Raw genomic sequence first — 23917 nt, forward strand, 5'->3', positions numbered from 1 at the left:
GTGACACGCTGCAGCGCCGAAATGCCGGCTGTTCCACAACGCCGGGGGATTATTCCGCGCCACGCCCCGTTGCCGCTTGCCCGGCTTTCCAACTCTCCCTATAGCTCTTGCTTTAATGACCCCCGCCCCAAAATCGACTTTCGTCCTCGGTCACCGGCATCTGCTGGGAATCGAAGGGCTTTCCGCCGCCGACATCTCCGGCCTGCTCGACCTCTCCGAGGAGTATGTCGAGCTCAACCGGCAGGTCGACAAAAAGCGCACCAGTTTGCGCGGCCGCACCCAGGTCAATCTGTTCTTCGAGGCGTCGACCCGGACACAGTCGTCGTTCGAGATCGCCGGCAAACGCCTCGGCGCCGACGTGATGAACATGAGCGTGTCATCATCGTCGATGCGCAAGGGCGAGACCCTGATGGACACCGCGGTGACGCTGAACGCGATGCACCCGGACATCCTGGTGGTCCGGCATCACGCCTCCGGCGCCGTGGAACTGCTCGCCCGCAAGGTCGACGGCTCGGTGATCAACGCCGGCGACGGCGCCCACGAGCATCCGACCCAGGCGCTGCTCGACGCGCTGACGATCCGCCGCAACAAAGGACGGCTCGAAGGGCTGGTGGTGGCGATCTGCGGTGACGTGATGCATTCGCGCGTCGCCCGCTCCAACATTCTGCTGCTGAACACCATGGGCGCCCGCGTCCGCGTCGTCGCTCCCTCCACGCTGCTGCCGGCCGGCATCGAGCGGATGGGCGTCGAGGTGGCGCGCGACATGCGCGAAGGGCTCGACGGCGCCGACATCGTGATGATGCTGCGGCTGCAGCGCGAGCGCATGAACGGCTCGTTCGTGCCCTCCTCGGCCGAGTACTTCAACTATTTCGGGCTCGACCAGAAGAAGCTGTCCTACGCCAAGCCGGACGCGCTGGTGATGCACCCGGGCCCGATGAACCGCGGTGTCGAGATCGACTCGATCGTCGCCGACGGCGCACAGTCGGTGATCCGCGAACAAGTGGAAATGGGCGTGGCGGTGCGAATGGCGGTGCTCGAAGCGCTCGCCCGCAACCTGCCGAACGCCTGATGCCGGAACGGGAAACAACATGCTGATCGACCGCCGCCCGATCCTGCTCGCCAACGCACGCCTGATCGACCCCTCACGCGACTTCGACGGCATCGGCGACGTGCTGATTGCCGACGGCGTGATCCGCGATGCCCGCCGCGGCATCGGTGCTGCCGGCGTCCCTGAAGGCACCGATATCGTCAATTGCGCCGGCATGGTGGTTGCGCCCGGTCTGGTCGATATGCGCGCCTTCGTCGGCGAACCCGGCGCCAGCCACCGCGAGACCTTTGCGTCGGCGAGCCAGGCCGCGGCCGCCGGCGGCATCACCACCATCGTCTGTCAGCCCAACACCAGCCCGGTGATCGACAATTCGGCGACAGTCGACTTCGTGATGCGCCGCGCCCGCGACACCGCGATCGTCAACATCCACCCGATGGCCGCGATCACCAAGGGTCTCGCCGGCGCCGAGATGACCGAGATCGGTCTATTGAAAGCCGCCGGTGCGGTGGCGTTCAGCGACGGCGACCTCAGCGTCACCAACGCCCAGGTGATGCGCCGGGCGCTGACCTACGCCCGCGACTTTGACGCGCTGATCGTGCATCACACCGAGGACCCCGATCTGGTCGGCGAAGGCGTGATGAACGAGGGCGAATTCGCCACCCGGCTCGGCCTCGCCGGCATTCCCAATGCGGCCGAGACGGTGATGCTCGAGCGCGACATTCGCCTGGTGATGCTGACCGGCGGCCGCTACCACGCCGCGTCGCTGACCTGCATCGAATCCTTGGAGATCATGCAGCGCGCCCGTGATCTCGGCCTGTCGGTGTCGGCGTCGGTTTCGATCAACCACGTCGCGCTGAACGAGAACGACATCGGGCCGTATCGCACCTTCCTCAAGCTGGCGCCGCCGCTGCGCACCGAGGCCGACCGCAAGGCGCTGATCGCGGCGATCGCCTCCGGGCTGATCGACGTGGTGATGTCGGACCACAATCCACAGGACGTCGAGGTCAAGCGGCTGCCGTTCGCCGAGGCCGCCGCCGGCGCGATCGGGCTGGAGACGATGCTGCCGGCCGGGCTGCGGCTAGTGCACGCCGGCGAACTCGACTTCTTGAGCCTGATCCGCGCGATGTCGACCCGTCCGGCCGAACTGCTCGGCCTACCCGGCGGCACGCTGCGGTCCGGCGCGCCGGCCGACCTGATCGTGATCGATCCGGACGTGCCATGGCTGGTCGATCCGGACGAACTGAAATCGAAGTGCAAGAATACCCCGTTCGACGAAGCGCGGTTCTCCGGCCGGGTGATCCGCACCATCGTTGGCGGCCGGACGGTGTACGAGCACGTCGGCCCGCATTGATGTTCTGCGGATTGAATGAAATCATTTCTCTTCGTCATTGCGAGCGAAGCGAAGCAACCCAGAGTCACACATGCAGACTGGATTGCTTCGTCGGCTTCGCCTCTTCGCAATGACGAGCGCGACCCGTTGAGGAGACGACCACGATGATGATCGGGATCTACATCGCCGCGCTGGTGATTGGTTATCTGTTCGGCTCGATCCCGTTCGGCCTGATCCTCACCAAGATCGCCGGCACCCAGGATCTGCGCTCGATCGGCTCGGGCAATATCGGCGCCACCAACGTGCTGCGGACCGGCCGCAAAGGCCTCGCCGCCGCCACCCTGCTGCTCGATGCGCTGAAGGGCACCGCCGCGGTGATCGTCGCCGCCTATCTCGCCTCCGGGACGGATGCGATCGCCGCCAACGCCGCGATGCTGGCGGCACTCGGCGCCTTCCTCGGCCATCTGTTTCCGGTATGGCTGAAGTTCAAAGGCGGCAAGGGCGTCGCCGTTTATATCGGCGTGCTGATCGGACTGTTCTGGCCTGCTGCGGTGGTGTTCTGCATCATGTGGCTGGCGACGGCCTTCACCTCCCGCTACTCGTCATTGTCGGCGCTGGTGGCGAGCTTCGTCACCCCGATCTTCCTGTGGTGGTTCGGCCACGACTCCCTCGCCTCGCTATTTGCCGTGCTGACGCTGCTGCTGTTCTGGATGCACCGCGAGAACATCAAGCGACTGCAGGCCGGGACGGAAAGCAAGATCGGGCAGAAGAAGTAAGCGCGACTGTCATTGCAGGGGATCTGATCGCGCTCAGTCCACACTGCACGATCGTACCGCCGCGACCTCTCGCCCTGGTCGATCTTGTTTACACGCAAAAGTTGCGCAAAACTCCCGTTCGCGGGGGTGGATGTGGGCGAGCGCAGCAGTGATCAGGGGACGACCGTCCTCACCGAAGCGCAGCGGATCGATTGGCTGCGGCTGATCCGGGCCGAGAACGTCGGCCCTCGCACCTTCCGGTCGCTGATCAATCATTTCGGCTCGGCGCGTGCAGCGCTGGAGCGACTGCCGGAGCTGGCGCGGCGCGGGGGCGCCGCCCGGGCGGGGCGGATTCCCTCCGAAGACGAGGCTCGGCGCGAGATCGAAGCCGGACGACGGATCGGCGTCGAACTGGTAGCTCCGGGCGAGACCGGCTATCCAACCCGCCTCGCCACGATCGACGACGCGCCCCCGCTGCTCGGCGTCCATGCCCTGCCCGAAGCGCTGGCCGTGATGGCGCGGCCGATGATCGCAATCGTCGGCTCACGCAATGCCTCAGGCGCCGGCTTGAAATTCGCCGGTCAGCTGGCCGCCGACCTCGGGGCCGCCGGTTTCGTGGTGATCTCCGGCCTCGCCCGCGGCATCGACCAGGCGGCGCATCGTGCGAGCCTCGCCAGTGGTACCGTCGCGGTACTGGCGGGCGGCCATGACAAGATCTATCCGGCCGAGCACGAGGATCTGCTGCTGGACATCATCCAAGCGCGCGGCGCGGCGATCTCGGAAATGCCGCTCGGCCACGTCCCCCGCGGCAAGGACTTTCCCCGCCGCAACCGGCTGATTTCTGGAGCCTCGGTCGGGGTCGCCGTGATCGAAGCCGCCTATCGCTCCGGCTCATTGATCACCGCCCGCCGCGCCGCCGATCAGGGCCGCGAGGTGTTCGCCGTGCCCGGCTCGCCGCTCGATCCGCGCGCCGCCGGGACCAACGACCTGATCAAGCAGGGCGCGACCCTGATCACCTCGGCGTCGGACATCGTGGAGGCGGTCGCCTCCATCCTGGAGCGGCCGATCGAGCTGCCCGGCCGGGAGCCCGAGCACGCACCACCCGAAGGCGAGCCCGATACTGGCGATCGCACCCGGATCCTGGCTCTGCTGGGGCCGAGTCCCGTCGGGATCGACGACCTGATCCGCCTCTCCGGCATCTCGCCCGCCATGGTGCGCACCATTCTGCTGGAGCTCGAACTCGCCGGCCGCCTCGAGCGCCATGGCGGCTCGCTGGTGTCGCTGAGCTGAACCGGCCTGGGCTGTATGCTGCCGGCTTGACGCTGCGGCAGGCGGTTTGGCATCTGGCGGAGCTTCGCCCCGCCCGGAATCACCTGCCAATGCTGTTCTACGAACCGCTTTTTCTGACAGTCTTTCCGGCGGTCTATGCGCTGTATCTGGCGGTCACCAACAAGATCGCGCGCAAATGGGTGCTGCTGGTCGCAAGCCTGCTGTTCTATAGCTGGGGCGAGCCGCTGTTCGTCCCGGTGCTGCTGGTGTCGGCGCTGATCGACTACGCATTGACCGCGCGGCTGCATCACTCCAGCTCGGAGCGCGAACGCCGGCTGCTGCTGACAATCGGCGTCGCCGGCAATCTCGCCGTCCTGGTGTTCTACAAATACACCGACTTTCTGATCGCCAATTTCGACGCTGTGCTGCAACCGGCTTTTGGCTGGCGCATTCAGCTGCTCGGTATCGCGCTGCCGATCGGCGTGTCTTTCGTGGTGTTCGAAAAGATCACCTATCTGGTCGACACCTATCGCGGCGTGTCACCGCCGGCGCGACGTTTCGCCGACTACTGCCTGTTCGTCCTGTACTTCCCCAAACTGCTCGCCGGGCCGATCCTGAAATATCACGAGATGGCCGCGCAGATCGCCGCGCCGCCATCGCCGCGCTGGCGCGACGCACGCGACGGGCTGGTGCGGTTCTGCATGGGGCTGGCCAAGAAACAGCTGATCGCTGAACCGATGGGCGGCTGCGCCGATCAGATCTTCGGTGCCGATCCGACGACGCTGTCGGCTCCGATCGCATGGCTCGGCCTGCTCGCCTTCACGCTGCAGATCTTCTTCGATTTCGCCGGCTATTCCGACATGGCGATCGGGCTGTCGCGGATGTTCGGCCTGTCGCTGCGCGAGAACTTTAAAGCTCCCTATATCGCCCAATCGATCACTGAATTCTGGCGGCGCTGGCATATCTCGCTGACCACGTGGATCCGCGACTATCTCTACGTGCCGCTCGGCGGTAACCGCCACGGCGCGCTGCGGACCTACGTCAATCTGTGGATCTGCTTTCTGCTGTCCGGGCTTTGGCACGGCGCGAGCTGGAACTTCGTCCTCTGGGGTGCCTGGAACGGGCTGTTTCTGACTCTCGACCGCATCTTCCTGAGCCGTGCGATGCAGCGGATCGGCCCGGTGCTGGCGACACTGACAACCTTCCTGCTCGTGATGATCGGCTGGTCGATCTTCCGGTCCCCCTCGCTGTCACATCTCGGCCCGTTCTTCGCCGCGCTCGCCGGCGCCTATCATCAGACGGCGCCGATCACCCTGGCGCCGGAGGTGCCGTGGGCGGCGGCAGCCGGGCTGATCGTATCATTCACACCGGGCCTGCCCGGCTATCGCCATCTGCAGGTCGCGTATTATTCGCTGTGGTCCGTGCGCTGGCTGGCGCAGGCCGCGATCATCGTGCTGGCGGTGGTGGGGATCGCACGGGCGCTCGCCGTGCCGTTCAAGCCATTCATCTATTTCCGGTTCTAAAGCGATGGCGATCAACAAGCACATCGCACGAACCGTCTGGGCGCTGATCTTCACCGTGCTGTTGGCGCTGCCGGTCGTGACGGCGTGGAATCTGATCGCCGCACCGATGAACCCGCGCCTGCTTGCGATCATCGGCAAGAGGCTTGGTGGCGTCACCGCCAAAGACCCGCTCGACTGGTCGTGGAAGGCGGTCGGCGACGGCACATTGCAGAAGGCGCTGGCGCTCCGGGTGGCCGAGGCCAATCCGCTGCGGCCGTGGTTGATCCGGAGCTACAACCAACTCCGCGCCTCTCTGTTCGACGAATTGACCGCGCAGGGACTGGTGCGCGGCAAGGATCGGCAGCTGCTCGAGACCTTCTACCTCGACGACTACTGCCAGCGGACCGTCGGCATGGCCGATGAACGCGCCCGCGACAGGATCCCGCTCCTGAAGGACATTCAGGATTTCTACCGCTCGCGTGGCGGCGTGTTCCTGTTCGTCGTCACCCCGTCGAAGCTCGGTTACATGCCGGAAGCCTTCACAGGCACCCGCCCCTGCCCCAGCACCGAGGCGGCCCGCAACGAACTGCGGCCGAGGTACGTCGAGCTGCTCCGTCAGGCGGGCATCGAGGCCTTCGACGCCGCCGCGCTGGTCTATGCGCAGCGGCATGTCCAGGCCATGCCGCTGTTTCCCCGCGATGGCGCGCATTGGAATGATCTCGGGCTCGCGATCGCCAGCGTTGCGATACTGAACCGGCTGAACCAGGTCGCCGGCCGCACCGTCGCAGCGCCTCTGAACTATTCGATGACGATCGACGACCAGGCTACCGAACGGGACATCGACCTGATCGGCTTCCAGAACCAGCTGCTCGATCCGCCCCCGATCCGCACGCCCCACGTGCAGTACCACTCGGAGACCAACTGCAGCACATTCCCCGGCCGCGATGCGAACGCCGCCATCGTCGGCGGGTCGTTCATTCGGATGACCGCCGAGGTCCTGATCCGCGACGCCTGCATGGCCCGGCTCGACTCCTATTTCTATCTGAAGCTTGAGCGGGAGGGCGGTACCCCGTTCCGAACGCTCGACCGCGACCTCGGTCCGGCCCAGCTCGCCCGGTTGCGCGACACCCAAATTCTCATCCTGGAAGAGAACGAGTCGTTCCTGGGCAAATCCGCCCACGTCCGCGCGCTGCACGAAATCCTGATGCAGCGCTGAGTTGGGGCGCCCGGCTCCAAAAAAGCCAACGGCCCGAAGCGGTGAGCTTCGAGCCATTGTCCAGGAGCGGACGTACATCCGGCCCGCCCCGACAGTTCGAATCGTGAACTGGTTCGGTTAATTAGACGTAAACTGCAACCGCCTCGTGACAGCGTCGGCAATCGGAGCCGCTGGAAGCCCCGGCGCCAGCTCATCTAAGACATCAAACAAGACCGAAAAATCCCGCGTAATGAATAGGATCGGTAGACCTGTTCATTCGGCGCTGGAATTGCGCCGGCGGCGCACGATCTCCCGGGCCTCCATCCGCGCCATATCGAGCAGGTAACAGAGCATATCGAGCCGGTGGGCTTGGGCGACTTTAATCAGTTGGCCGGTCGCTTCCGACAGGTATTGGGCTGCTTCGACGGGTCCACCGTCTCCGGGGCGAACGTAACGGGGAGGTCTCTGGCTGTCGGACGGCGGCGGCATCGGGCACCATTCCTCGACGGAATCGATCCACTCCAAATTGGATGGATCAATAACGATATACACGTATAAGTTGTGCATCCCTAGGTTTATGTTTTATGAATTTCAGGCCAGAGTAGCCGGAATATGTGGCCGCCTGCCCGAGCAGCGATTTGACAGCGCCCCTATCACCACCCATGTTCCGGGCAATCTGGCCGGCGCGAGTCTCGCAGACCGGCCTTTTTCTCTTCATCTGATGCTTGGAATGCGATGAACCTCGTCATTGTCGAGTCGCCCGCGAAGGCCAAGACGATCAACAAATATCTCGGCTCGTCCTACGAGGTTCTGGCCTCGTTCGGGCACGTGCGCGACTTGCCGGCGAAGAACGGATCGGTCGACCCGGACGCCGACTTCCAGATGATCTGGGAAGTCGATCCGAAAGCCGCGAGCCGGCTCAACGACATCGCCAAAGCTTTGAAGGGTGCCGACAAACTGATCCTCGCCACCGACCCTGATCGCGAGGGCGAGGCGATCTCCTGGCATGTGCTGGAGGTGATGAAGCAGAAGCGTGCGCTGAAAGACCAACAGGTCGAGCGCGTCGTGTTCAACGCCATCACCAAGCAGTCGGTCACCGACGCGATGAAGCACCCGCGCCAGATCGACGGCGCGCTGGTCGACGCCTATATGGCGCGCCGCGCTCTCGACTACCTGGTCGGGTTCACCCTCTCCCCGGTGCTGTGGCGCAAGCTGCCCGGCGCCCGCTCCGCCGGCCGGGTGCAGTCGGTGGCGCTGCGGCTGGTGTGCGACCGCGAGACGGAAATCGAGAAATTCGTCCCCCGCGAGTACTGGTCGCTGGTCGCCACCATGGCGACACCACGCGGCGAGACCTTCGAGGCCCGCCTGGTCGGCGCCGACGGCAAGAAGATCCAGCGCCTCGACATCGGCACCGGTGCCGAGGCGGAAGACTTCAAGAAGGCCATCGAAGCGGCGAACTTCCGCGTCGCCACCGTCGAAGCCAAGCCGGCCCGCCGCTACCCCTACGCCCCCTTCACCACCTCGACGCTGCAGCAGGAGGCCAGCCGTAAGCTCGGCTTCGCGCCGGCGCACACCATGCGGGTGGCGCAGCGGCTGTATGAAGGTGTCGACATCGGCGGCGAGACCGTCGGACTCATTACATATATGCGTACCGACGGCGTGCAGATCGACTCGTCCGCCATCACCCAGGCGCGCAAGGTGATCGCCGAGGATTTCGGCAACGCCTACGTGCCGGAGTCGCCGCGGCAATACACCGCCAAGGCCAAGAACGCGCAGGAAGCCCACGAAGCGATCCGCCCGACCGACCTGTCGCGCAGGCCCTCCGACGTCAGCCGGAACCTCGATTCCGACCAGGCCCGGCTGTACGAGCTGATCTGGATCCGCACCGTCGCCAGCCAGATGGAATCCGCCGAGCTCGAGCGCACCACCGTTGACATCGAGGCGAAGGCCGGGTCGCGGGTGCTGGAGCTGCGCGCCACCGGCCAGGTGGTGAAATTCGACGGCTTCCTCGCCGCCTATCAGGAAGGCCGCGACGACGATTCCGAGGACGAAGACTCCCGCCGCCTCCCCGCCATGAGCGAAAACGAAGCGCTGAAGCGCGAGGCTCTCGCGGTCACGCAGCATTTCACCGAGCCGCCGCCGCGGTTCTCCGAAGCCTCGCTGGTGAAGCGGATGGAAGAGCTCGGCATCGGCCGGCCCTCGACCTACGCCTCGATCCTGCAGGTGCTGAAGGATCGCGGCTACGTCCGGCTGGAAAAGAAGCGGCTGCACGGCGAGGACAAGGGCCGGGTCGTGGTCGCGTTCCTGGAGAGCTTCTTCACCCGCTACGTCGAATACGACTTCACCGCCGGGCTCGAAGAAGACCTCGACCGCATCTCCAATAATGAAGTGTCCTGGAAACAGGTGCTGAGCGACTTCTGGCGCGACTTCATCGGCGCGGTCGACGAGATCAAGGACCTGCGCGTCGCACAGGTGCTCGACGTGCTCGACGAGATGCTCGGCCCGCACATCTATCCGGCGCGCGAGGACGGCGGCGATCCGCGGCAGTGCCCGAGCTGCGGCACCGGCAAGCTCAACCTGAAAGCCGGCAAGTTCGGCGCCTTCGTCGGCTGCTCGAACTATCCGGAATGCCGCTACACCCGGCCGCTCGCCTCCGACAGCGCCGGCGACGCCGACCGCGTGCTCGGCACCGATCCCGACAGCGGTCTCGAAGTCGCAGTGAAGTCCGGCCGGTTCGGCCCCTACATTCAGCTCGGCGAGGCCAAGGACTACGCCGAGGGCGAGAAGCCGAAGCGGGCCGGGATTCCGAAGGGCACCTCGCCGTCCGACGTCGATCTCGAAATGGCGCTGAGGCTACTGGCGTTGCCGCGCGAAGTCGGCAAGCACCCGGAGACCGGGCAGCCGATCAAGGCCGGCATCGGCCGATTCGGCCCCTATGTGCAGCACGAAAAGACCTACGCCAGCCTCGAAGCCGGCGACGACGTGCACACGATTGGTCTCAATCGCGCGGTGACACTGATCGCCGAGAAGGTTGCGAAGGGCCCGAGCAAGGGCCGGTTCGGCTCCGATCCGGGCAAGGCGCTCGGCGATCATCCGAGCCTCGGTGCGGTCGCGGTCAAGAAGGGCCGCTACGGCGCTTACGTCACCGCCGGCGGCGTCAACGCTACGATTCCGAACGACAAGACCGAAGACACCATCACCCTGCCCGAAGCGATCGCGCTGCTGGACGAGCGCGCCGCCAAGGGCGGCGGCAAGGCCAAGAAGGCACCGGCCAAGAAGGCTGCTGCCAAGAAGGCTTCCGCCGACGGTGAGGCCAAGCCGGTGAAGAAGGCCGCCGCCAAGAAGGCCAAGCCGAAGGCCGAAGGTGCCGCCGCCAGCAAGGCGCGCGCACCGGTGGCGGCAAAGACCGCGGCGAAAAAGGCCGCCAAGCCTAAAGACGCGGCCAAGAGCAGCGCCGCCAAGAACGGATAGATGTGAGCAAGCCGCGCGACGCGAAGTTTCCGGACAAGGCCACTCTGCTCGCCTTCATCCGCGCCCACCCCGGCAAAGTCGGGACCCGGGAGATCGCGCGCGAATACGGCCTGAAGAATGCCGATCGCGCCGAACTGAAGCGGATGCTGCGCGAACTCGCCGACGGCGGCAGTATTCGCAAGAGCGGCCGCCGCAAAGTGTCGGAGCCGGCCACGCTGCCGCCGACCCTGCTGGCGGACATCGTCTCGCGCGATGCCGACGGCGAGCTGATCGCCACTCCGTCCGAGTGGGACGAGCAGGACGGCGACGCCCCTAAGATCCTCATTCATACGCCACGCCGGATCAAGCCCGGCACCGCAGCCGGCGTCGGTGATCGCGCGCTGCTGCATGTCGAAGCCGCAGACTCACGCGAGGCCGGCCCCGCTTATGTCGGCCGGGTCATCCGTGTGCTCGAACGCGGCAAGGCGCGTATCCTTGGTATCTTCCGCGCGCTGCCGCAGGGCGGCGGCCGGATGGTGCCAGTCGACAAGAAGCAGGCCGGGCGTGAACTCAACATCGCGGCGCATGATGCCGGAGGGGCCCAGGACGGTGACCTTGTCAGCGTCGATCTGATCAGAACCCGCAGCTTCGGCCTCGCCTCCGGCCGGGTGAAGGAACGGCTCGGCTCGCTCGCCAGCGAAAAGGCGATCAGCCTGATCGCGATCCACACCCACGACATTCCGCAGGATTTCTCCTCGGCCGCAATCAGCGAGTCCGAAGCCGCACAGCCGGCAACGCTATCCGGCCGTGAAGACTGGCGCGAGCTACCGCTGGTGACGATCGATCCGCCGGACGCCAAGGACCACGACGACGCCGTCCATGCCGCGCCTGATCCTGATCCGAACAACAAAGGCGGCGCGATCCTGCACGTCGCGATCGCCGACGTCGCCTACTACGTGCGCCCCGGCTCGGCGCTCGATCGCGACGCGCTGCGCCGCGGCAATTCAGTGTACTTCCCCGACCGCGTCGTGCCGATGCTGCCGGAACGGATCTCCAACGATCTGTGTTCGCTGAAACCAGGTCAGCCCCGCGGCGCCCTCGCCGTCCGCATGGTGATCGACGCGCAAGGGCGCAAGCGCTCGCATTCATTCCACCGCGTGCTGATGCGTTCGGCCGCGAAGCTGAGCTACGCGCAGGCCCAGGCCGCGATCGACGGCAAGCCCGACGACGTCACCGGCCCGCTGCTCGAGACCATCCTGAAGCCGCTGTACGGCGCCTATGCGGTGGTCAAGCGCGGCCGCGACGAGCGCGATCCGCTCGACCTCGATCTACCCGAGCGCAAGATCATTCTGAAGCCGGACGGCACCGTCGACCGTGTGATCGTCCCGGAACGGCTCGATGCGCACCGGCTGATCGAGGAGTTCATGATCCTCGCCAACGTCGCCGCCGCCGAGATGCTGGAGAAGAAGGCGCTGCCGCTGATCTACCGGGTGCACGACGAGCCTAGCGTCGAGAAGGTCCACAACCTCGTCGACTTCCTGAAGACGCTCGATCTGTCGTTCGCCAAAGGCGGCGCGCTGCGGCCGGCGCAGTTCAACCGCATCCTGGCGATGGTCAAAGGCGAAGACTCCGAGCCGCTGGTGAACGAGGTGGTGTTGCGCTCGCAGGCGCAAGCCGAATACAGCTCCGAGAACTACGGCCATTTCGGCCTCAATCTGCGGCGCTACGCGCATTTCACCTCGCCGATCCGCCGCTACGCCGACCTCGTGGTCCACCGCGCACTGATCCGCGCGCTCGATCTCGGCGACGGCGCGCTGCCGTCGAGCGAGACCACCGAGACGCTGGCGGAAGTGGCTGCCCAGATCTCGCTCACCGAGCGGCGCGCGATGAAGGCCGAGCGCGAGACCGTCGACCGGCTGATCGCGCATCATCTTGCCGACCGGATCGGCGCTACGTTCCAGGGCCGCGTCTCGGGCGTCACCAAGGCCGGCCTGTTCGTCAAGCTGAGCGACACCGGCGCCGATGGACTGATCCCGATCCGTTCGCTGGGCGACGAATATTACAACTACGACGAAACCCGCCACGCGCTCATCGGCTCGCGCAGCGGGGCCATGCACCGGCTGGGGGATGTCGTCGACGTCAAGCTGGTGGAAGCTGCACCCGTCGCCGGCGCGCTTCGGTTCGAACTGATCGGCAACGCCAACGTTGAATTCACGCACCGCAAGACTGCACGCAAGACCAAGGGGACGAGCAAGACCAAGCTGAAAACCGAGAGCGGCAAGTCGGCGCGCGCCAAGCCCGGACGGGCGAAGGCGCGGAAAGCGGCGAAGCCGAAACAAAAAACCAAATCCGGGAGAGGAAAACGCTGATGACCACGCTGTCACGCGAGCCGATCGTCTGGCCTCCGCAATCCGCCCCGTCGCAGCAGCGCAACGTCTGGCAGGCGATGTGGCGTGGCTTCCGCGGCCGCTGCCCGAACTGCGGCGAAGGCCGGATATTTCGCGCGTTCCTCAAGACCGCCGACCGCTGCGACCAGTGCGGCCAGGACTTCACCGGCCATCGCGCCGACGACCTCCCCGCTTATCTCGTGATCGTCATCGTCGGCCATATCGTGGTGCCGATCGCGCTGTCGATCGAGACGCATTACGCGCCGCCGGTGGAATTGCAGCTCGCGATCTACCTGCCTTTCACCCTGCTGGCTTCGCTGCTATTGCTGCAGCCGGTCAAAGGCGCCGTCGTCGGATTGCAATGGGCATTCCGGATGCACGGCTTCGACGAGACCAACCCGGACCACTGACGGCGCGATTTCCCCGCGGCGTCACAACAACAAACAACAACACCAACAAGAAACGACAACGGGAGCGACATGACCGAATCCGCGACACAGACCGAGCCGAAGGTCGAGCAGGATCACCAGGAACCCAGCCACCACCCCTATTTCCGTCCGAAAGACGCAGCGACTCTGATCCTCGTCGATCGCAGCGGCGCGACGCCGAAGGTGCTGGTCGGCAAGCGCCACGACAACGTCGTGTTCATGCCCGGCAAGTTCGTGTTTCCCGGCGGCCGCGTCGACAAGAGCGACGTCCGCGTCCCGGTCGCGGCCCCGATCCCGCCGGAGCTCGAAGCCAATCTGCTCAAGGGCAGCCCGAAGACCACGCCGTCCCGCGCCCGCGCGCTGGCGATCGCTGCGATCCGCGAGGCCTGCGAAGAAACCGGGCTGTGCCTCGGCTGCAAGACCGACGCCAAGGCGAAGCTGGACGGTCCGTGGCAGCCGTTCGTTGAAGCCGGCCTGCTGCCCGATCCGTCCGGCCTGTTCCTGATCGCGCGCGCGATCACCCCGCCCGGCCGCATCAAGCGGTTCGACACGCGCTTCTTCACCGCAGATGCCTCGGCGATCGCGCACCGCGTCGAGGGCGTGGTGCACGCCGATGCCGAACTGGTCGAACTGGTATGGGTCGAGCTCGGCTCCAAGCCGCTCGCCGATCTGCATCCGATGACGAAGAATGTGCTCGGCGAACTCGACCGCCGGCTCGCTACCGGGCCGCTGCGCCACGACGCGCCGGTGCCGCTCTTCCATTTCTATGGCGGCAAGATGCAGAAGGACATGCTGCCGGGCGGCTGAGCGCCCGGCCTGCGTTTGCACGAGCAAGCTCGAACTAACGGCGGGACCAACGCGCCGTCAGTTCGAGTAGCAAGGCGATTGCCGCCAGCGCGCCGCCATAGAGGCTGACCACCGTCCAGCCGCCGTGCGCCCAGGCGAAGGCCGCGCCGGCAGAACCGACCGATCCGCCGATGAACATCCCGGTCATGAACACGGTGTTGAGGCGGTTTCGCGCTTCCGGCACCAACGCGTAGACGATGTGCTGGTTGGAGATCAGCGCGCTCTGCAGACCGAAATCCAGCACCACGACGCCGATCAGCAGTCCAACGACGCTGCCCCACAGACCGAACAACACCCACGACGCCAACACCAGCGCCGCGCCGATCGCGATCACTGGTCCCGGCCCACTTCGGTCAGCGATCCGGCCGGAGATCGGCGCCGCCAACACCCCAACCACGCCGACCAGGCCGAACAGGCCCGCCGCCTCGGCCCCAAGCCCGAACTTCGGCTCCTGCAGATGCAGCGCCAGCACCGTCCAGAACACGCTGAACGAGGCGAACAGCGCCGCCTGCACAGCAGTCCCCCGCCGGAGATCCGGCTGCTGGCGCCACAGCGACGCCAGCGACTTCAGCGCGGCACCATAGCTGATATCGAGGTGACCGTGATGGCGCGGCAGCAGCCACGCCATCAGCGCGGCGGCCGCGAGCGCCGCCGGCACCGCCAGCCAGAACATCTCGCGCCAGCCGAGATGGCCGGCAACAAAGCCGGCCACCGTCCGGCTGAGCAGGATGCCGCACAACAGCCCGGCCATCACCAGGCCGATGGTCTTGCCGCGCCGCTCCGGTGCCGCCAGCGCGGCCGCGAACGGCACCACCTGCTGCGCCACGGTCGCGCAGGCGCCGAGCGCCAGCGACGCGGCAATGATCAGCCAGGCCGACGGCGCCAGCGCCACCAGCGCGGCCGCGACCGCCAGCAGCACGAACTGGCCGGCAATCAGCCGCCGCCGGTCGGTCAGGTCGCCGAGTGGCACCAGCAGGAATAGACCGACCGCGTAGCCGAGCTGAGTCGCCGTCGGGATCATCCCGGTCAGCGCCGGATTGCCGAGGTCACGCTCGATCACCCCCAGCATCGGCTGGTTGTAGTAGATATTGGCAACGCTAATGCCCGCGGCCGCCGCCATCGCCAGCGTCAGCCCGGCGCCCATTGCGGGCCCCGGCACCGAGGCGCCACCCGGGCCGGGCTTCGGCGGCGGTTCGGATCGAGATTCTTCCGCGACGCGCAGGGCCGGCTCGCTGACGCTCATCTGGGGGCCTTTCGTGACAGAATCGGGGTCGGGCTTCCGAACATGGGTCGCAGCGGCCCGAAATCGAGGCCAGCTCCCGGAAGATCTGCGATGCGTGGAACGCTGTCTTGTCGGATTTGCCGGGATTTTGGCGGCATTCAGTGCGATTTTTCGGGCTTCGCAGCTATTTCGCCTTCTCGGCCCGGCGATTGGCGCCGAGAACCTTGACTTTCGGGCATTGGCGGCTAGTTTGCCGGCCAAACGCGGGTCCTGACGTTCGACCTCGCCTGTTTATTCCCAAATTCGAGGTTTGAGATCATGGCCAAGGCGGTCACCATCAAGATCAAGCTCGTGTCGACGGCCGACACCGGTTTCTATTACGTGACGAAGAAGAACTCGCGCACCATGACCGACAAGATGGTCAAGAAGAAGTACGACCCGGTCGCGCGCAAGCACGTCGAATTCAAGGAAGCCAAGATCAAGTAAGCCGCTTTCGGCTGACTGACAGCATTCCTTCCGCGGGGCCTTCGGGCCCCGTTTCTATTTTGGGCAATGATCGGCAGCCCTCGCTCCGCCCACAGACGTCATCGCCCGCGCAGGCGGGCGATGCCATATCCCAGAACCTCCGAGATAAACTGCAAAGCTACGGCATCCCAGATCCCCGCATTCGCGTGGATGAACAGCAGTGGATAGACGGAACGTCCCGCAGATACTGCGGGGCTCTTACGCGGCCGCCGCGACCACCCGATTCCGGCCATCGTGTTTGGCGCGGTACAGCGCGGTGTCGGCGCGTTTCAGCAGGTCCGGAATCGGCTCGCCCTTGCGCTCCAGCGTCGACAGCCCGATCGAGATCGTGACTTCGATCCGGCGCGTGCCCTTTTCGATTGCGAACGGCTCACCGGCGATGGCGCGGCGGAGCCGCTCCGCCACCATCTGGGCGACGTGCAGATCGGTTTCCGGCATCACGATCACGAACTCCTCGCCGCCGTAGCGGCAGGCGAGATCGATGCCGCGGATCGACTTCTTGATCCGCAGCGCAAACTCGCGCAGCACGTCATCGCCGGCATCGTGGCCGTAGCTGTCGTTGATCGACTTGAAGAAGTCGATGTCGAGGATCATCAGTGCCAGCGGCTTGCCGCGGGCGCAGGCCTGCTCGGCCAGCGTCGCCAGATGACTCTCCATGTAGCGCCGGTTATGCAGCCCGGTGAGGCCGTCGGTGATCGCCATCTCGATCGAATGCTGCACGTTGTCGCGCAGATGATCGGTGTAGCGGCGACGCCGGATCTGAGTCCGCGCCCGCGCCATCAATTCGTTCTTGTCGACCGGCCGCAGCAGATAGTCGTTCACACCGATCTCGAGCCCGCGCAGCAGCCGCGCGTTGTTCTCGGCCTCGGCGATCGCGAGGATCGGCACATGCCGGGTGCGCTCCAGCGAGCGCGCCTGGCTACACAGCCGCAGGCCGTCGAAATTCTCCAGCCCGAGCGACACGATCAGCAGATCGTAATTGCCGTCAGCGGCGTGGAACAACGCTTCGGAAGGATTGGTCTCGACATCGACGTCGTGTTCGGCGCTGAGCAGCGGCGCCAGCCGCTCGTAGGACGACGGCCGGTCGTCGACCAGCAGAATGCGGCCGCCCTTGCCCTGATCGGCGACGGCTTCACGCTCCGGCGCCTGCATGCCGATTTCGAGCGAGGTGATCGCCCGCATCCGCAGTTCGTCGGTCATCATCTTCAGCCGCGTCAGCGACCGCACCCGCGCGATCAGCACGACGTCGGACACCGGCTTGGTGAGGAAATCGTCGGCACCGGCTTCAAGGCCGCGCACGCGATCAGCCGGGCTGTCGAGCGCCGTCACCATCACCACCGGGATGAAATGCGTCTTGGGATTCGACTTCAGCCGGCGACAGACTTCAAAGCCGTCCATGTCCGGCATCATCACGTCGAGCAGCACGATGTCGCATTCGGCGCGCTGGCAGATCTCCAGCGCCTGAATGCCGTTCGACGCGGTGATGACGTCGAAATACTCGGCCGACAACCGGTCTTCGAGCAGCTTGACGTTCGCCGGGATGTCGTCGACCACCAAGATACGCGCTGACACGTCGCCACTCCTACCCGATGAACCGCCGGACAGTCTCGATGAACTTGCCGACCGAGATCGGCTTGGACAAATAGGCTTCGCAACCGCCTTCGCGGATTCGCTCCTCGTCGCCCTTCATCGCGAATGCGGTGACGGCTACCACTGGAATGTGACGGAGTTCGGCATCGTCCTTGATCCAGCGGGTGACTTCGAGCCCGGACACCTGGGGCAACTGGATGTCCATCAGGATCAGATCGGGGCGCAGCTTGCGAACCAGGTCGAGCGCCTCATATCCGTTGCTCGTTCCCGCCGTCTGGTAGCCATGGGCCTCCAGCAAGTCGCGAAAGAGCTTCATATTGAGCTCGTTGTCTTCGACGATCAGGACGGTTTTCGCCATCCCGCCCTCCACTACTCGCACTAAAATGCCCGGGCCGGCGGCCCGCGATCGTTCGACAAGCCGCAAGACTCGGGCATGATTGAATAAAATAGAGATGAGAAGTTACGGAAAGGCAAACACAACCGATGCGAAAGCGGCTTCAAGATCCCCGCCAAGCGGCTGAAATCGTGGCGATTCAAGCGTTGTCCTTCATCGCCGGCGATCCCGAGCGGCTCGGCCTTTTCCTGGCCGAGACCGGCATTGGACCCGAGACGCTGCGCAGTTCGGCTGCCGATCCGCAGTTCCTGATCAGCGTGCTGAACTTCGTGCTGCGCGACGACGCCACCGCAAAAGCCTTCGCCGACTCGGTTCAGCTCCACCCCACCAACGTCGCAGCAGCGCTTCAGGTCCTGGAAGACAAGCGATGGGAGCATGACACGCCGTGAGCGGCGACGACCCGGGCCAACGGACGCCCCCCGGCTTCTGCCGGGACTGCCTCGCCGACCAGCGTGCCGAGGCGCGGCGCTGCGCGGCCTGCGGCTCGCCGCGCCTGCTGCGGCACCGGTCGCTCGGGACTCTGTCGCTCGCCCATATCGACTGTGACGCGTTCTATGCGACGGTCGAGAAGCGCGACAATCCGGCCCTCGCCGACAAGCCGGTGATCGTCGGCGGCGGCAAGCGCGGCGTGGTGTCGGCGGCCTGCTACATCGCCCGCACGTTCGGGGTGCGCTCGGCAATGCCGATGTTCAAGGCGCTGGCGCTGTGCCCGTCGGCGACCGTGGTGCGGCCAGACATGGCGAAGTACGTCCGGGTCGGGCGCGAGGTGCGGCAGGCGATGCGCGCGCTGACGCCGCTGGTCGAGCCGCTGTCGATCGACGAAGCATTCCTCGATCTGGCCGGCACCGAGCGGATGCACGGCATGATCCCGGCCAAGGTGCTGGCAAAATTCGTCCGTGAGGTCGAGCGCGACATCGGCGTCACCGCGTCGGTCGGACTGTCGTGCAACAAGTTCCTGGCCAAGATCGCATCCGATCTCGACAAACCGCGCGGCTTCGCCGCACTCGATCAGGACGAAGCCCGCGAGATGCTGGCGCCTCGGCCGGTCGGCTTCATCTTCGGCGTCGGTCCGGCGACGGCATCGCGGCTGGCAAGCCGCGGCTTCCGCACCATCGCCGACCTGCAGCGCGCCGACGAGATCGAGATGATGCGGCAGTTCGGCGACGAAGGACGGCGGCTGTGGCGACTAGCGCGCGGCATTGACGACCGCAAGGTAGTGCCCGATCGCGGCGCCAAATCGATCTCCAACGAGACCACCTTCGAGAACGACATTCGCGACCTCGCGACGCTGGAAAAGATCTTGTGGCGGCTGTCGGAGAAGGTGTCGTCGCGGCTGAAAAGCGCCGCCCTCTCCGGCTCGACCATCACCTTGAAACTGAAGACCGCCGACTTCCGCCAGCGGACCCGGGCGCAGACCATCCATGCGCCGACCCAGATGGCGAACCGGATCTTCTCGGTGTCGCGTGAGATGCTCAGCAAGGAAGTCGATGGCACGGCATTCCGGCTGATCGGCACCGGCGTCAGCGCTCTCACCGAGCAAACCGGCCCGACCGAAGACGATATGCTCGACCGCCGCTCAGCCCACGCCGAACGCGCAATCGACGATCTGCGCAAGAAGTTCGGCGACGCCGCCGTGATCCGCGGCATCGCGTTCGATCGGGCGCAGAAGCCGCAGGGATGACAGCGATCGATCCGAGGGATCGTCATTGCGAGCGAAGCGAAGCAATCCAGCAGCTCCAAGCGCTGCTCAACGCTCGATTGCTTCGCCGCGTTGCTCCTCGCAATGACGGAGTGCGAGGGCCTTGTTACTTACACGGCTTGTCGGACTTGACCTCGAGCTTGCCCATCGCACCGGAAAGAACAAAGTCGTTGTAGTCGAGCACCAGTGAGCGCGAGACACCGTTCTCGTAGAGTTCGAACGACATCGCATAGACTGGCGTCTGCTCACCGGTGGCGGACTTGGCGTCGCGATCGTAATAGCTCACCGTCACCGGCCAGCGCGTCAGCGACTTCATCGCATCGTCATTGGTGGACGGATCGGGCGACACCACCGCACCGCTGCCTTTGATCGGCTGCCCGATCACCGTCAGCGTGTTGTACACCTTCTCACCATTGTCCGAGCCGTCATACACCGACAGGTTCAGCAGCGACTTGCCGGCGCGTGCGGCTTCGATGATGCGTTCGATCTGCTCGGTCGGGAACACCGTTGCGCCGTCGAGTTCGAACGTCTTCTGCACCGGCTGCTTCAGCTTCACCGTGATATGATCGCCGGTGCGCTCGGCCATGCCGTCGACGTCGCTCTCCTTGGAGTCGTCCATCCGGGTGCCGATCTTGAACCGATAGCTCTTGCCGGCGGCGTCCTCCCAGCTCGACGAACGCAGGTCGCTGAGCGTGTTCTTGCCCTCGCCGCTCTGGATCTCGGACACCTGACGGAAATCCGAGGTGTAGCCCTCGCAGGCATTGCCCGAGAAATTGTACAGGATACGTCCGCGCACCGTGCTGATCGAAGCGTTGTTGCGCGTCTTCACCAGGCTGAGGTCGTATAGCGCCTGGTGCGGCAGGAAGTTGATCGCGGGGCCGGCGATGGCCGCCGATCCGGTCGACATGGCGAACACCGCCACGATTGCCAGAAGCCCCCGGCTCGGTCGCGTCGTCTGTCGTGACACGGGCATGTCGTCTCCCTGATAGCGATCCAATGAGAATAGGTGGTGGCCGGAGTCGCCGCAACGGCCGCAACTTCCTGGACCATCGGATTGCGGTGAAATCACGGAGCAATTTGGTTCAAACGCAGTTTGAACGGAACCGGCGGCCGGCTCTCGGCACGCGGGAATGGCCAGCCGCAAGTTGCAGCGGCTTGCTTGCAACAGCCGGCGCAATCGGCCAAACAAGACCGCCCGGCCGCACGGACTGCCGGGACGACGCGACGAGCAATGGGGATCGGCATGACCGGGGTGATCGAGCAGAAACTGACCGCGCAGGGCATCGTGTTGCACGAGCCGGCGAGCCCGGTCGCCAACTATGTCGGCTTCGTCCGCACCGGCAATCTGCTGGTGGTATCCGGGCAGGTCTGCTTCGATGGCGCAGGCAAGCTGGTCGCCCAGGGCAAGCTCGGCGCCGACGTCTCGATCGAACAGGGCAACGCCGCCGCCCGCGCCTGCGCGATCAACCTGCTGGCGCAGCTCAAGGCCGCGCTGGGCGATCTCGACAAGGTGGTGCGTGTGGTGCGGCTGGGCGGCTTCATCAACTCGACGCCGGACTTCGTCGACGGGCCGAAGGTGATGAACGGCGCATCCGACCTGATGGTCGCCGTGTTCGGTGACAAGGGCCGCCACGCCCGTACGACGGTGGGCGTCGCCTCGCTGCCGGCCAATGCCGCGGTCGAGGTCGAAGGCCTGTTCGAAGTCGCGTAACACGCGGGAGCCAAAGCGATGCGCGCGCCCGACTGGCTGACAGCCCGACCGGTCGCGCATCGCGGCCTGCACGACCGCGCTCGTGGCATCGTCGAGAACATGCCCGGCGCGATCAACGCAGCGATCGCCGGCAATTTCAGCATCGAAGTGGACATCCAGCTCACCGCTGACGGTGAAGCGATGGTCCACCATGACGATAATCTCGGCCGACTGACCGACGGCGACGGCCCCCTGCTCGGGATGACGGCCGCGCAGCTCCGCCAGGTGCCGTTCAAGGACACGCCGGAGCGGATGATGTCGGTCGGCGAGCTGTTCGATCTCGTCGCCGGCCGCGCCGCGCTGGTGATCGAACTGAAGAGCCACTTCGACGGCGACCGCAAACTCGCCCGCCGGCTGCTCCAGGTGCTCGACAGCTACAAGGGGCCGGTCGCGGCGATGTCGTTCGATCCCGACCAAGTGCTGGCGCTACGCCAGCTCGCGCCGAAGCTGACGCGCGGCATCACCGCCGAGCGAAGCTATGACGACGCCTATTGGGCCAAGCTCAACGAGGCGCAACGCGACCCGATGGTGGCGCTGAAGCACGGCCTCAGGACTCAGCCGCATTTCGTCGCCTACCGGATCGACGACCTCCCTGCCCCGGCGCCGTGGATCGCGCGCAACCTGTTTGGCTGCGCGCTGCTGAGCTGGACGGTGCGCACTCCCGAACAGCGCGCGCGCGCCGCCCGCTATGCCGACCAAATGATCTTCGAGGGCTTTGTTCCGTAATCGTGACCGCAACCGGTCTTGAACGGAGCACGGCAAACGCCCAATCTCTGCGGAATGACAGTCACCAGCGCTCTTTCCACCGGTTCGACGGCTTGACGGCATCCTCCGACATCACGCTGGAAGCGTTGTCCTCGGTGGATGCAATTGCCGCCGCCGACTGGGATGCCTGTGCGCGCTCCGGGACCATCGTCCCTCATCCGGACGGAGCCGGCGGCGCCTGCACCACCGCGACAGCCGCCTACAATCCGTTTCTCAGCCACGCGTTCTTCACCGCGCTCGAACAGTCGGGATCGGCGAGTCCCCGTACCGGCTGGGGACCGCGGCATCTGATCGCGAAGCACGAAGGCGCGATCGTCGGCATCGTGCCTTGCTATCTGAAGTCGCATTCGCAGGGCGAATACGTGTTCGACCGCGGCTGGGCCGATGCCTACGAGCGCGCCGGCGGCAACTACTATCCGAAGCTGCAAGTCTCGGTGCCGTTCACGCCTGCGACCGGGCCGCGCCTGCTGATCCGCGATAGCGCGGATCCGGTGCGCATCGGCGGCGCGCTGACGAACGGGCTGATGGCGCTGTGCGATCTCAGCAAGGCGTCGTCGGTGCACGTCACCTTCGCGCGCGAGAGCGAATGGCGATTTCTCGCCGAGCGCGGCTTCCTGCAACGCACCGATCAGCAGTTTCACTGGCACAATGCCGGCTATTCCAGCTTCGACGACTTCCTGGCGACGATGAACTCGCGTCATCGCAAGGGGATCAAGCGCGAGCGGCGCGACGCGGTGGCAAACGGCATCACCATCCACCACCTCACCGGCGCCGACATTACCGAAGATGCCTGGGATGCGTTCTTTGAGTTTTACATCGAGACAGGCTCGCGCAAATGGGGCCGTCCCTATCTGACCAGGGAGTTCTATTCCCTGATCGGCCAGAGCATGAGCGAGGACGTGCTGCTGGTGATGGCGAAGCGCAACGGCCGCTGGATTGCCGGCGCAATCAACTTCATCGGCGGCGACACTCTGTTCGGCCGTCACTGGGGCGCGATCGAGCATCACCCGTTTCTGCACTTCGAGGTGTGCTACTATCAGGCCATCGACTTTGCGATCACGCGCGGCCTCAAGGTGGTCGAAGCAGGCGCACAGGGCGAGCACAAGATCGCACGTGGCTATCTGCCGCAGACCACCTACTCGGCGCACTTCATCGCAGACCCGGCACTGCGCCGTGCGATCGCCGATTATCTGAAGCGCGAACGAATGTATGTTGACGAGATGGGCCGCGAACTGACCGAGGCCGGTCCTTTTAAAAAAGGTAACATCGCCGATCCGGCTTGACCCGCCTATGCACGGTGAGGACAATCGCGCCGCCAAGCCCGGAGCAACCATGACCGCTTACGATCCCGAGAATATTTTCGCCAAGATCCTGCGCGGCGAAATCCCGTGTCACAAAATCTATGAAGACGATCACGTCTTCGCCTTCCTCGACATCATGCCGCGTTCGACCGGCCACACGCTGGTGATCCCGAAAGCACCTGCGCGCAACATTCTCGACATCACGCCCGAGGATTTCGCCCATGTGGCGCGCGGCGCGCACAAGATCGCGCACGCGGCGATGAAGGCGTTCAAAGCCGACGGCATCGTGGTGCAACAGTTCAGCGAACCGGCCGCCGGCCAGGTCGTCTATCATCTGCACATGCACGTGATGCCGCGCCATGAAGGCGTGCCGCTGCTGCCACCAGCATCGCGCAAGGAAGAGCCCGCGGTGCTCGAACAACATGCCGCGCAACTGAAGGCGGCGCTGGCGCAGAGCTGAG

Annotated in this window: 22 protein-coding genes; 17 read left to right on the forward strand and 5 right to left on the reverse strand. The window is 65.4% G+C overall.

Annotated features, from left to right (window positions below; translation table 11 throughout):
- Positions 1–115: 115 nt before the first annotated feature.
- The 6 genes from HZF03_RS15670 (at position 116) to HZF03_RS15695 (ending at position 7120) form a co-directional block, all read left to right on the forward strand.
- On the forward strand, positions 116–1069 hold the full coding sequence (locus HZF03_RS15670; RefSeq protein WP_011158662.1) for an aspartate carbamoyltransferase catalytic subunit: 954 nt from the start codon (positions 116–118) through the stop codon (positions 1067–1069).
- Between the two features lie 19 nt (positions 1070–1088).
- On the forward strand, positions 1089–2399 hold the full coding sequence (locus HZF03_RS15675) for a dihydroorotase (RefSeq protein ID WP_011158663.1): 1311 nt from the start codon (positions 1089–1091) through the stop codon (positions 2397–2399).
- A gap of 143 nt (positions 2400–2542) precedes the next feature.
- On the forward strand, positions 2543–3154 hold the full coding sequence (plsY, locus tag HZF03_RS15680) for a glycerol-3-phosphate 1-O-acyltransferase PlsY (protein ID WP_011158664.1): 612 nt from the start codon (positions 2543–2545) through the stop codon (positions 3152–3154).
- A 132-nt stretch (positions 3155–3286) separates the two neighbouring features.
- A complete protein-coding gene (gene dprA, locus HZF03_RS15685) occupies positions 3287–4423 on the forward strand; it encodes a DNA-processing protein DprA (protein ID WP_119018180.1) in 1137 nt (378 codons plus the stop codon).
- Positions 4424–4512: 89 nt separating this feature from the next.
- On the forward strand, positions 4513–5925 hold the full coding sequence (locus tag HZF03_RS15690) for an MBOAT family O-acyltransferase (protein WP_119018179.1): 1413 nt from the start codon (positions 4513–4515) through the stop codon (positions 5923–5925).
- Between the two features lie 55 nt (positions 5926–5980).
- Entirely contained in the window at positions 5981–7120 is a 1140-nt protein-coding gene (locus HZF03_RS15695; RefSeq protein WP_234832216.1) for an alginate O-acetyltransferase AlgX-related protein, read from the forward strand.
- Between the two features lie 252 nt (positions 7121–7372).
- On the opposite strand, the gene HZF03_RS15700 is transcribed toward HZF03_RS15695, so the two are convergent.
- Positions 7373–7651, reverse strand: a complete 279-nt coding sequence (locus tag HZF03_RS15700) for a hypothetical protein (RefSeq protein ID WP_234906861.1) — start codon at positions 7649–7651, stop codon at positions 7373–7375.
- 183 nt (positions 7652–7834) lie between these two features.
- Here HZF03_RS15700 and topA point away from each other — a divergent pair, with 183 nt between their 5' ends.
- The 4 genes from topA (at position 7835) to HZF03_RS15720 (ending at position 14171) form a co-directional block, all read left to right on the forward strand.
- Positions 7835–10570, forward strand: a complete 2736-nt coding sequence (topA, locus tag HZF03_RS15705) for a type I DNA topoisomerase (protein ID WP_119018176.1) — start codon at positions 7835–7837, stop codon at positions 10568–10570.
- 2 nt (positions 10571–10572) lie between these two features.
- Positions 10573–12918 (forward strand): ribonuclease R, encoded by a 2346-nt coding sequence (rnr, locus tag HZF03_RS15710; RefSeq protein ID WP_119018175.1) that lies wholly within the window; start codon positions 10573–10575, stop codon positions 12916–12918.
- Entirely contained in the window at positions 12918–13346 is a 429-nt protein-coding gene (locus tag HZF03_RS15715) for a DUF983 domain-containing protein (protein ID WP_119018174.1), read from the forward strand. The genes rnr and HZF03_RS15715 overlap by 1 nt, the downstream gene beginning before the upstream one ends.
- 69 nt (positions 13347–13415) lie before the next feature.
- Positions 13416–14171, forward strand: a complete 756-nt coding sequence (locus HZF03_RS15720; RefSeq protein WP_119018173.1) for an NUDIX hydrolase — start codon at positions 13416–13418, stop codon at positions 14169–14171.
- Positions 14172–14205: 34 nt separating this feature from the next.
- Here HZF03_RS15720 and HZF03_RS15725 read toward each other — a convergent pair whose 3' ends face one another.
- Positions 14206–15453 carry an MFS transporter gene (locus HZF03_RS15725; RefSeq protein ID WP_119018172.1) on the reverse strand — a complete coding sequence of 416 codons (1248 nt, stop codon included), beginning with the start codon at positions 15451–15453 and terminating at the stop codon, positions 14206–14208.
- 297 nt (positions 15454–15750) lie between these two features.
- Here HZF03_RS15725 and rpmG point away from each other — a divergent pair, with 297 nt between their 5' ends.
- A complete protein-coding gene (gene rpmG, locus HZF03_RS15730; protein WP_011158674.1) occupies positions 15751–15918 on the forward strand; it encodes a 50S ribosomal protein L33 in 168 nt (55 codons plus the stop codon).
- Positions 15919–16155: 237 nt separating this feature from the next.
- Here rpmG and HZF03_RS15735 read toward each other — a convergent pair whose 3' ends face one another.
- Positions 16156–17529, reverse strand: a complete 1374-nt coding sequence (locus tag HZF03_RS15735) for a PleD family two-component system response regulator (RefSeq protein ID WP_119019213.1) — start codon at positions 17527–17529, stop codon at positions 16156–16158.
- A 10-nt stretch (positions 17530–17539) separates the two neighbouring features.
- Complete coding sequence (locus HZF03_RS15740; protein WP_011158678.1) at positions 17540–17905, reverse strand: response regulator; 366 nt, start codon at positions 17903–17905, stop codon at positions 17540–17542.
- Between the two features lie 125 nt (positions 17906–18030).
- On the opposite strand from HZF03_RS15740, the gene HZF03_RS15745 reads away from it, so the two are divergent.
- Together HZF03_RS15745 and HZF03_RS15750 are read left to right on the forward strand one after the other, a co-directional pair.
- Positions 18031–18330 (forward strand): DUF3572 domain-containing protein, encoded by a 300-nt coding sequence (locus HZF03_RS15745; protein ID WP_119019212.1) that lies wholly within the window; start codon positions 18031–18033, stop codon positions 18328–18330.
- A complete protein-coding gene (locus tag HZF03_RS15750; RefSeq protein WP_119019211.1) occupies positions 18327–19622 on the forward strand; it encodes a DNA polymerase IV in 1296 nt (431 codons plus the stop codon). The genes HZF03_RS15745 and HZF03_RS15750 overlap by 4 nt, the downstream gene beginning before the upstream one ends.
- 124 nt (positions 19623–19746) lie before the next feature.
- On the opposite strand, the gene HZF03_RS15755 is transcribed toward HZF03_RS15750, so the two are convergent.
- Positions 19747–20613 (reverse strand): cell envelope integrity EipB family protein, encoded by an 867-nt coding sequence (locus HZF03_RS15755; RefSeq protein ID WP_011158681.1) that lies wholly within the window; start codon positions 20611–20613, stop codon positions 19747–19749.
- A 270-nt stretch (positions 20614–20883) separates the two neighbouring features.
- Here HZF03_RS15755 and HZF03_RS15760 point away from each other — a divergent pair, with 270 nt between their 5' ends.
- The 4 genes from HZF03_RS15760 to HZF03_RS15775 all read left to right on the forward strand — a co-directional run bounded on the left by HZF03_RS15760 (position 20884) and on the right by HZF03_RS15775 (position 23916).
- A complete protein-coding gene (locus HZF03_RS15760; protein ID WP_042441160.1) occupies positions 20884–21351 on the forward strand; it encodes a RidA family protein in 468 nt (155 codons plus the stop codon).
- 18 nt (positions 21352–21369) lie between these two features.
- The gene (locus HZF03_RS15765; RefSeq protein ID WP_119019210.1) at positions 21370–22116 is read left to right on the forward strand and encodes a glycerophosphodiester phosphodiesterase; all 747 of its coding nucleotides are present in this window, start codon (positions 21370–21372) and stop codon (positions 22114–22116) included.
- A 92-nt stretch (positions 22117–22208) separates the two neighbouring features.
- Positions 22209–23438 carry a GNAT family N-acetyltransferase gene (locus HZF03_RS15770; RefSeq protein ID WP_119019209.1) on the forward strand — a complete coding sequence of 410 codons (1230 nt, stop codon included), beginning with the start codon at positions 22209–22211 and terminating at the stop codon, positions 23436–23438.
- A 49-nt stretch (positions 23439–23487) separates the two neighbouring features.
- The gene (locus tag HZF03_RS15775; protein WP_012496568.1) at positions 23488–23916 is read left to right on the forward strand and encodes an HIT family protein; all 429 of its coding nucleotides are present in this window, start codon (positions 23488–23490) and stop codon (positions 23914–23916) included.
- Position 23917 lies beyond the last annotated feature (1 nt).

Origin of the sequence: Rhodopseudomonas palustris (genome assembly GCF_013415845.1) — a bacterium.
Classification (GTDB): Bacteria; Pseudomonadota; Alphaproteobacteria; order Rhizobiales; family Xanthobacteraceae; genus Rhodopseudomonas; species Rhodopseudomonas palustris_F.

Excerpts from the sequence above, each read along its gene's own strand:
- plsY (WP_011158664.1), top strand. The coding sequence starts at position 2,543 with ATGATGATCGGGATCTACATCGCCGCGCTGGTGATTGGTTATCTGTTC.
- HZF03_RS15715 (WP_119018174.1), top strand. The coding sequence starts at position 12,918 with ATGACCACGCTGTCACGCGAGCCGATCGTCTGGCCTCCGCAATCCGCC.
- HZF03_RS15755 (WP_011158681.1), bottom strand. The coding sequence starts at position 20,613 with ATGCCCGTGTCACGACAGACGACGCGACCGAGCCGGGGGCTTCTGGCA.
- HZF03_RS15675 (WP_011158663.1), top strand. The coding sequence starts at position 1,089 with ATGCTGATCGACCGCCGCCCGATCCTGCTCGCCAACGCACGCCTGATC.
- HZF03_RS15745 (WP_119019212.1), top strand. The coding sequence starts at position 18,031 with ATGCGAAAGCGGCTTCAAGATCCCCGCCAAGCGGCTGAAATCGTGGCG.
- rpmG (WP_011158674.1), top strand. The coding sequence starts at position 15,751 with ATGGCCAAGGCGGTCACCATCAAGATCAAGCTCGTGTCGACGGCCGAC.
- HZF03_RS15670 (WP_011158662.1), top strand. The coding sequence starts at position 116 with ATGACCCCCGCCCCAAAATCGACTTTCGTCCTCGGTCACCGGCATCTG.
- HZF03_RS15760 (WP_042441160.1), top strand. The coding sequence starts at position 20,884 with ATGACCGGGGTGATCGAGCAGAAACTGACCGCGCAGGGCATCGTGTTG.
- HZF03_RS15720 (WP_119018173.1), top strand. The coding sequence starts at position 13,416 with ATGACCGAATCCGCGACACAGACCGAGCCGAAGGTCGAGCAGGATCAC.
- topA (WP_119018176.1), top strand. The coding sequence starts at position 7,835 with ATGAACCTCGTCATTGTCGAGTCGCCCGCGAAGGCCAAGACGATCAAC.
- HZF03_RS15725 (WP_119018172.1), bottom strand. The coding sequence starts at position 15,453 with ATGAGCGTCAGCGAGCCGGCCCTGCGCGTCGCGGAAGAATCTCGATCC.
- HZF03_RS15740 (WP_011158678.1), bottom strand. The coding sequence starts at position 17,905 with ATGGCGAAAACCGTCCTGATCGTCGAAGACAACGAGCTCAATATGAAG.
- HZF03_RS15775 (WP_012496568.1), top strand. The coding sequence starts at position 23,488 with ATGACCGCTTACGATCCCGAGAATATTTTCGCCAAGATCCTGCGCGGC.
- HZF03_RS15765 (WP_119019210.1), top strand. The coding sequence starts at position 21,370 with ATGCGCGCGCCCGACTGGCTGACAGCCCGACCGGTCGCGCATCGCGGC.
- HZF03_RS15690 (WP_119018179.1), top strand. The coding sequence starts at position 4,513 with ATGCTGTTCTACGAACCGCTTTTTCTGACAGTCTTTCCGGCGGTCTAT.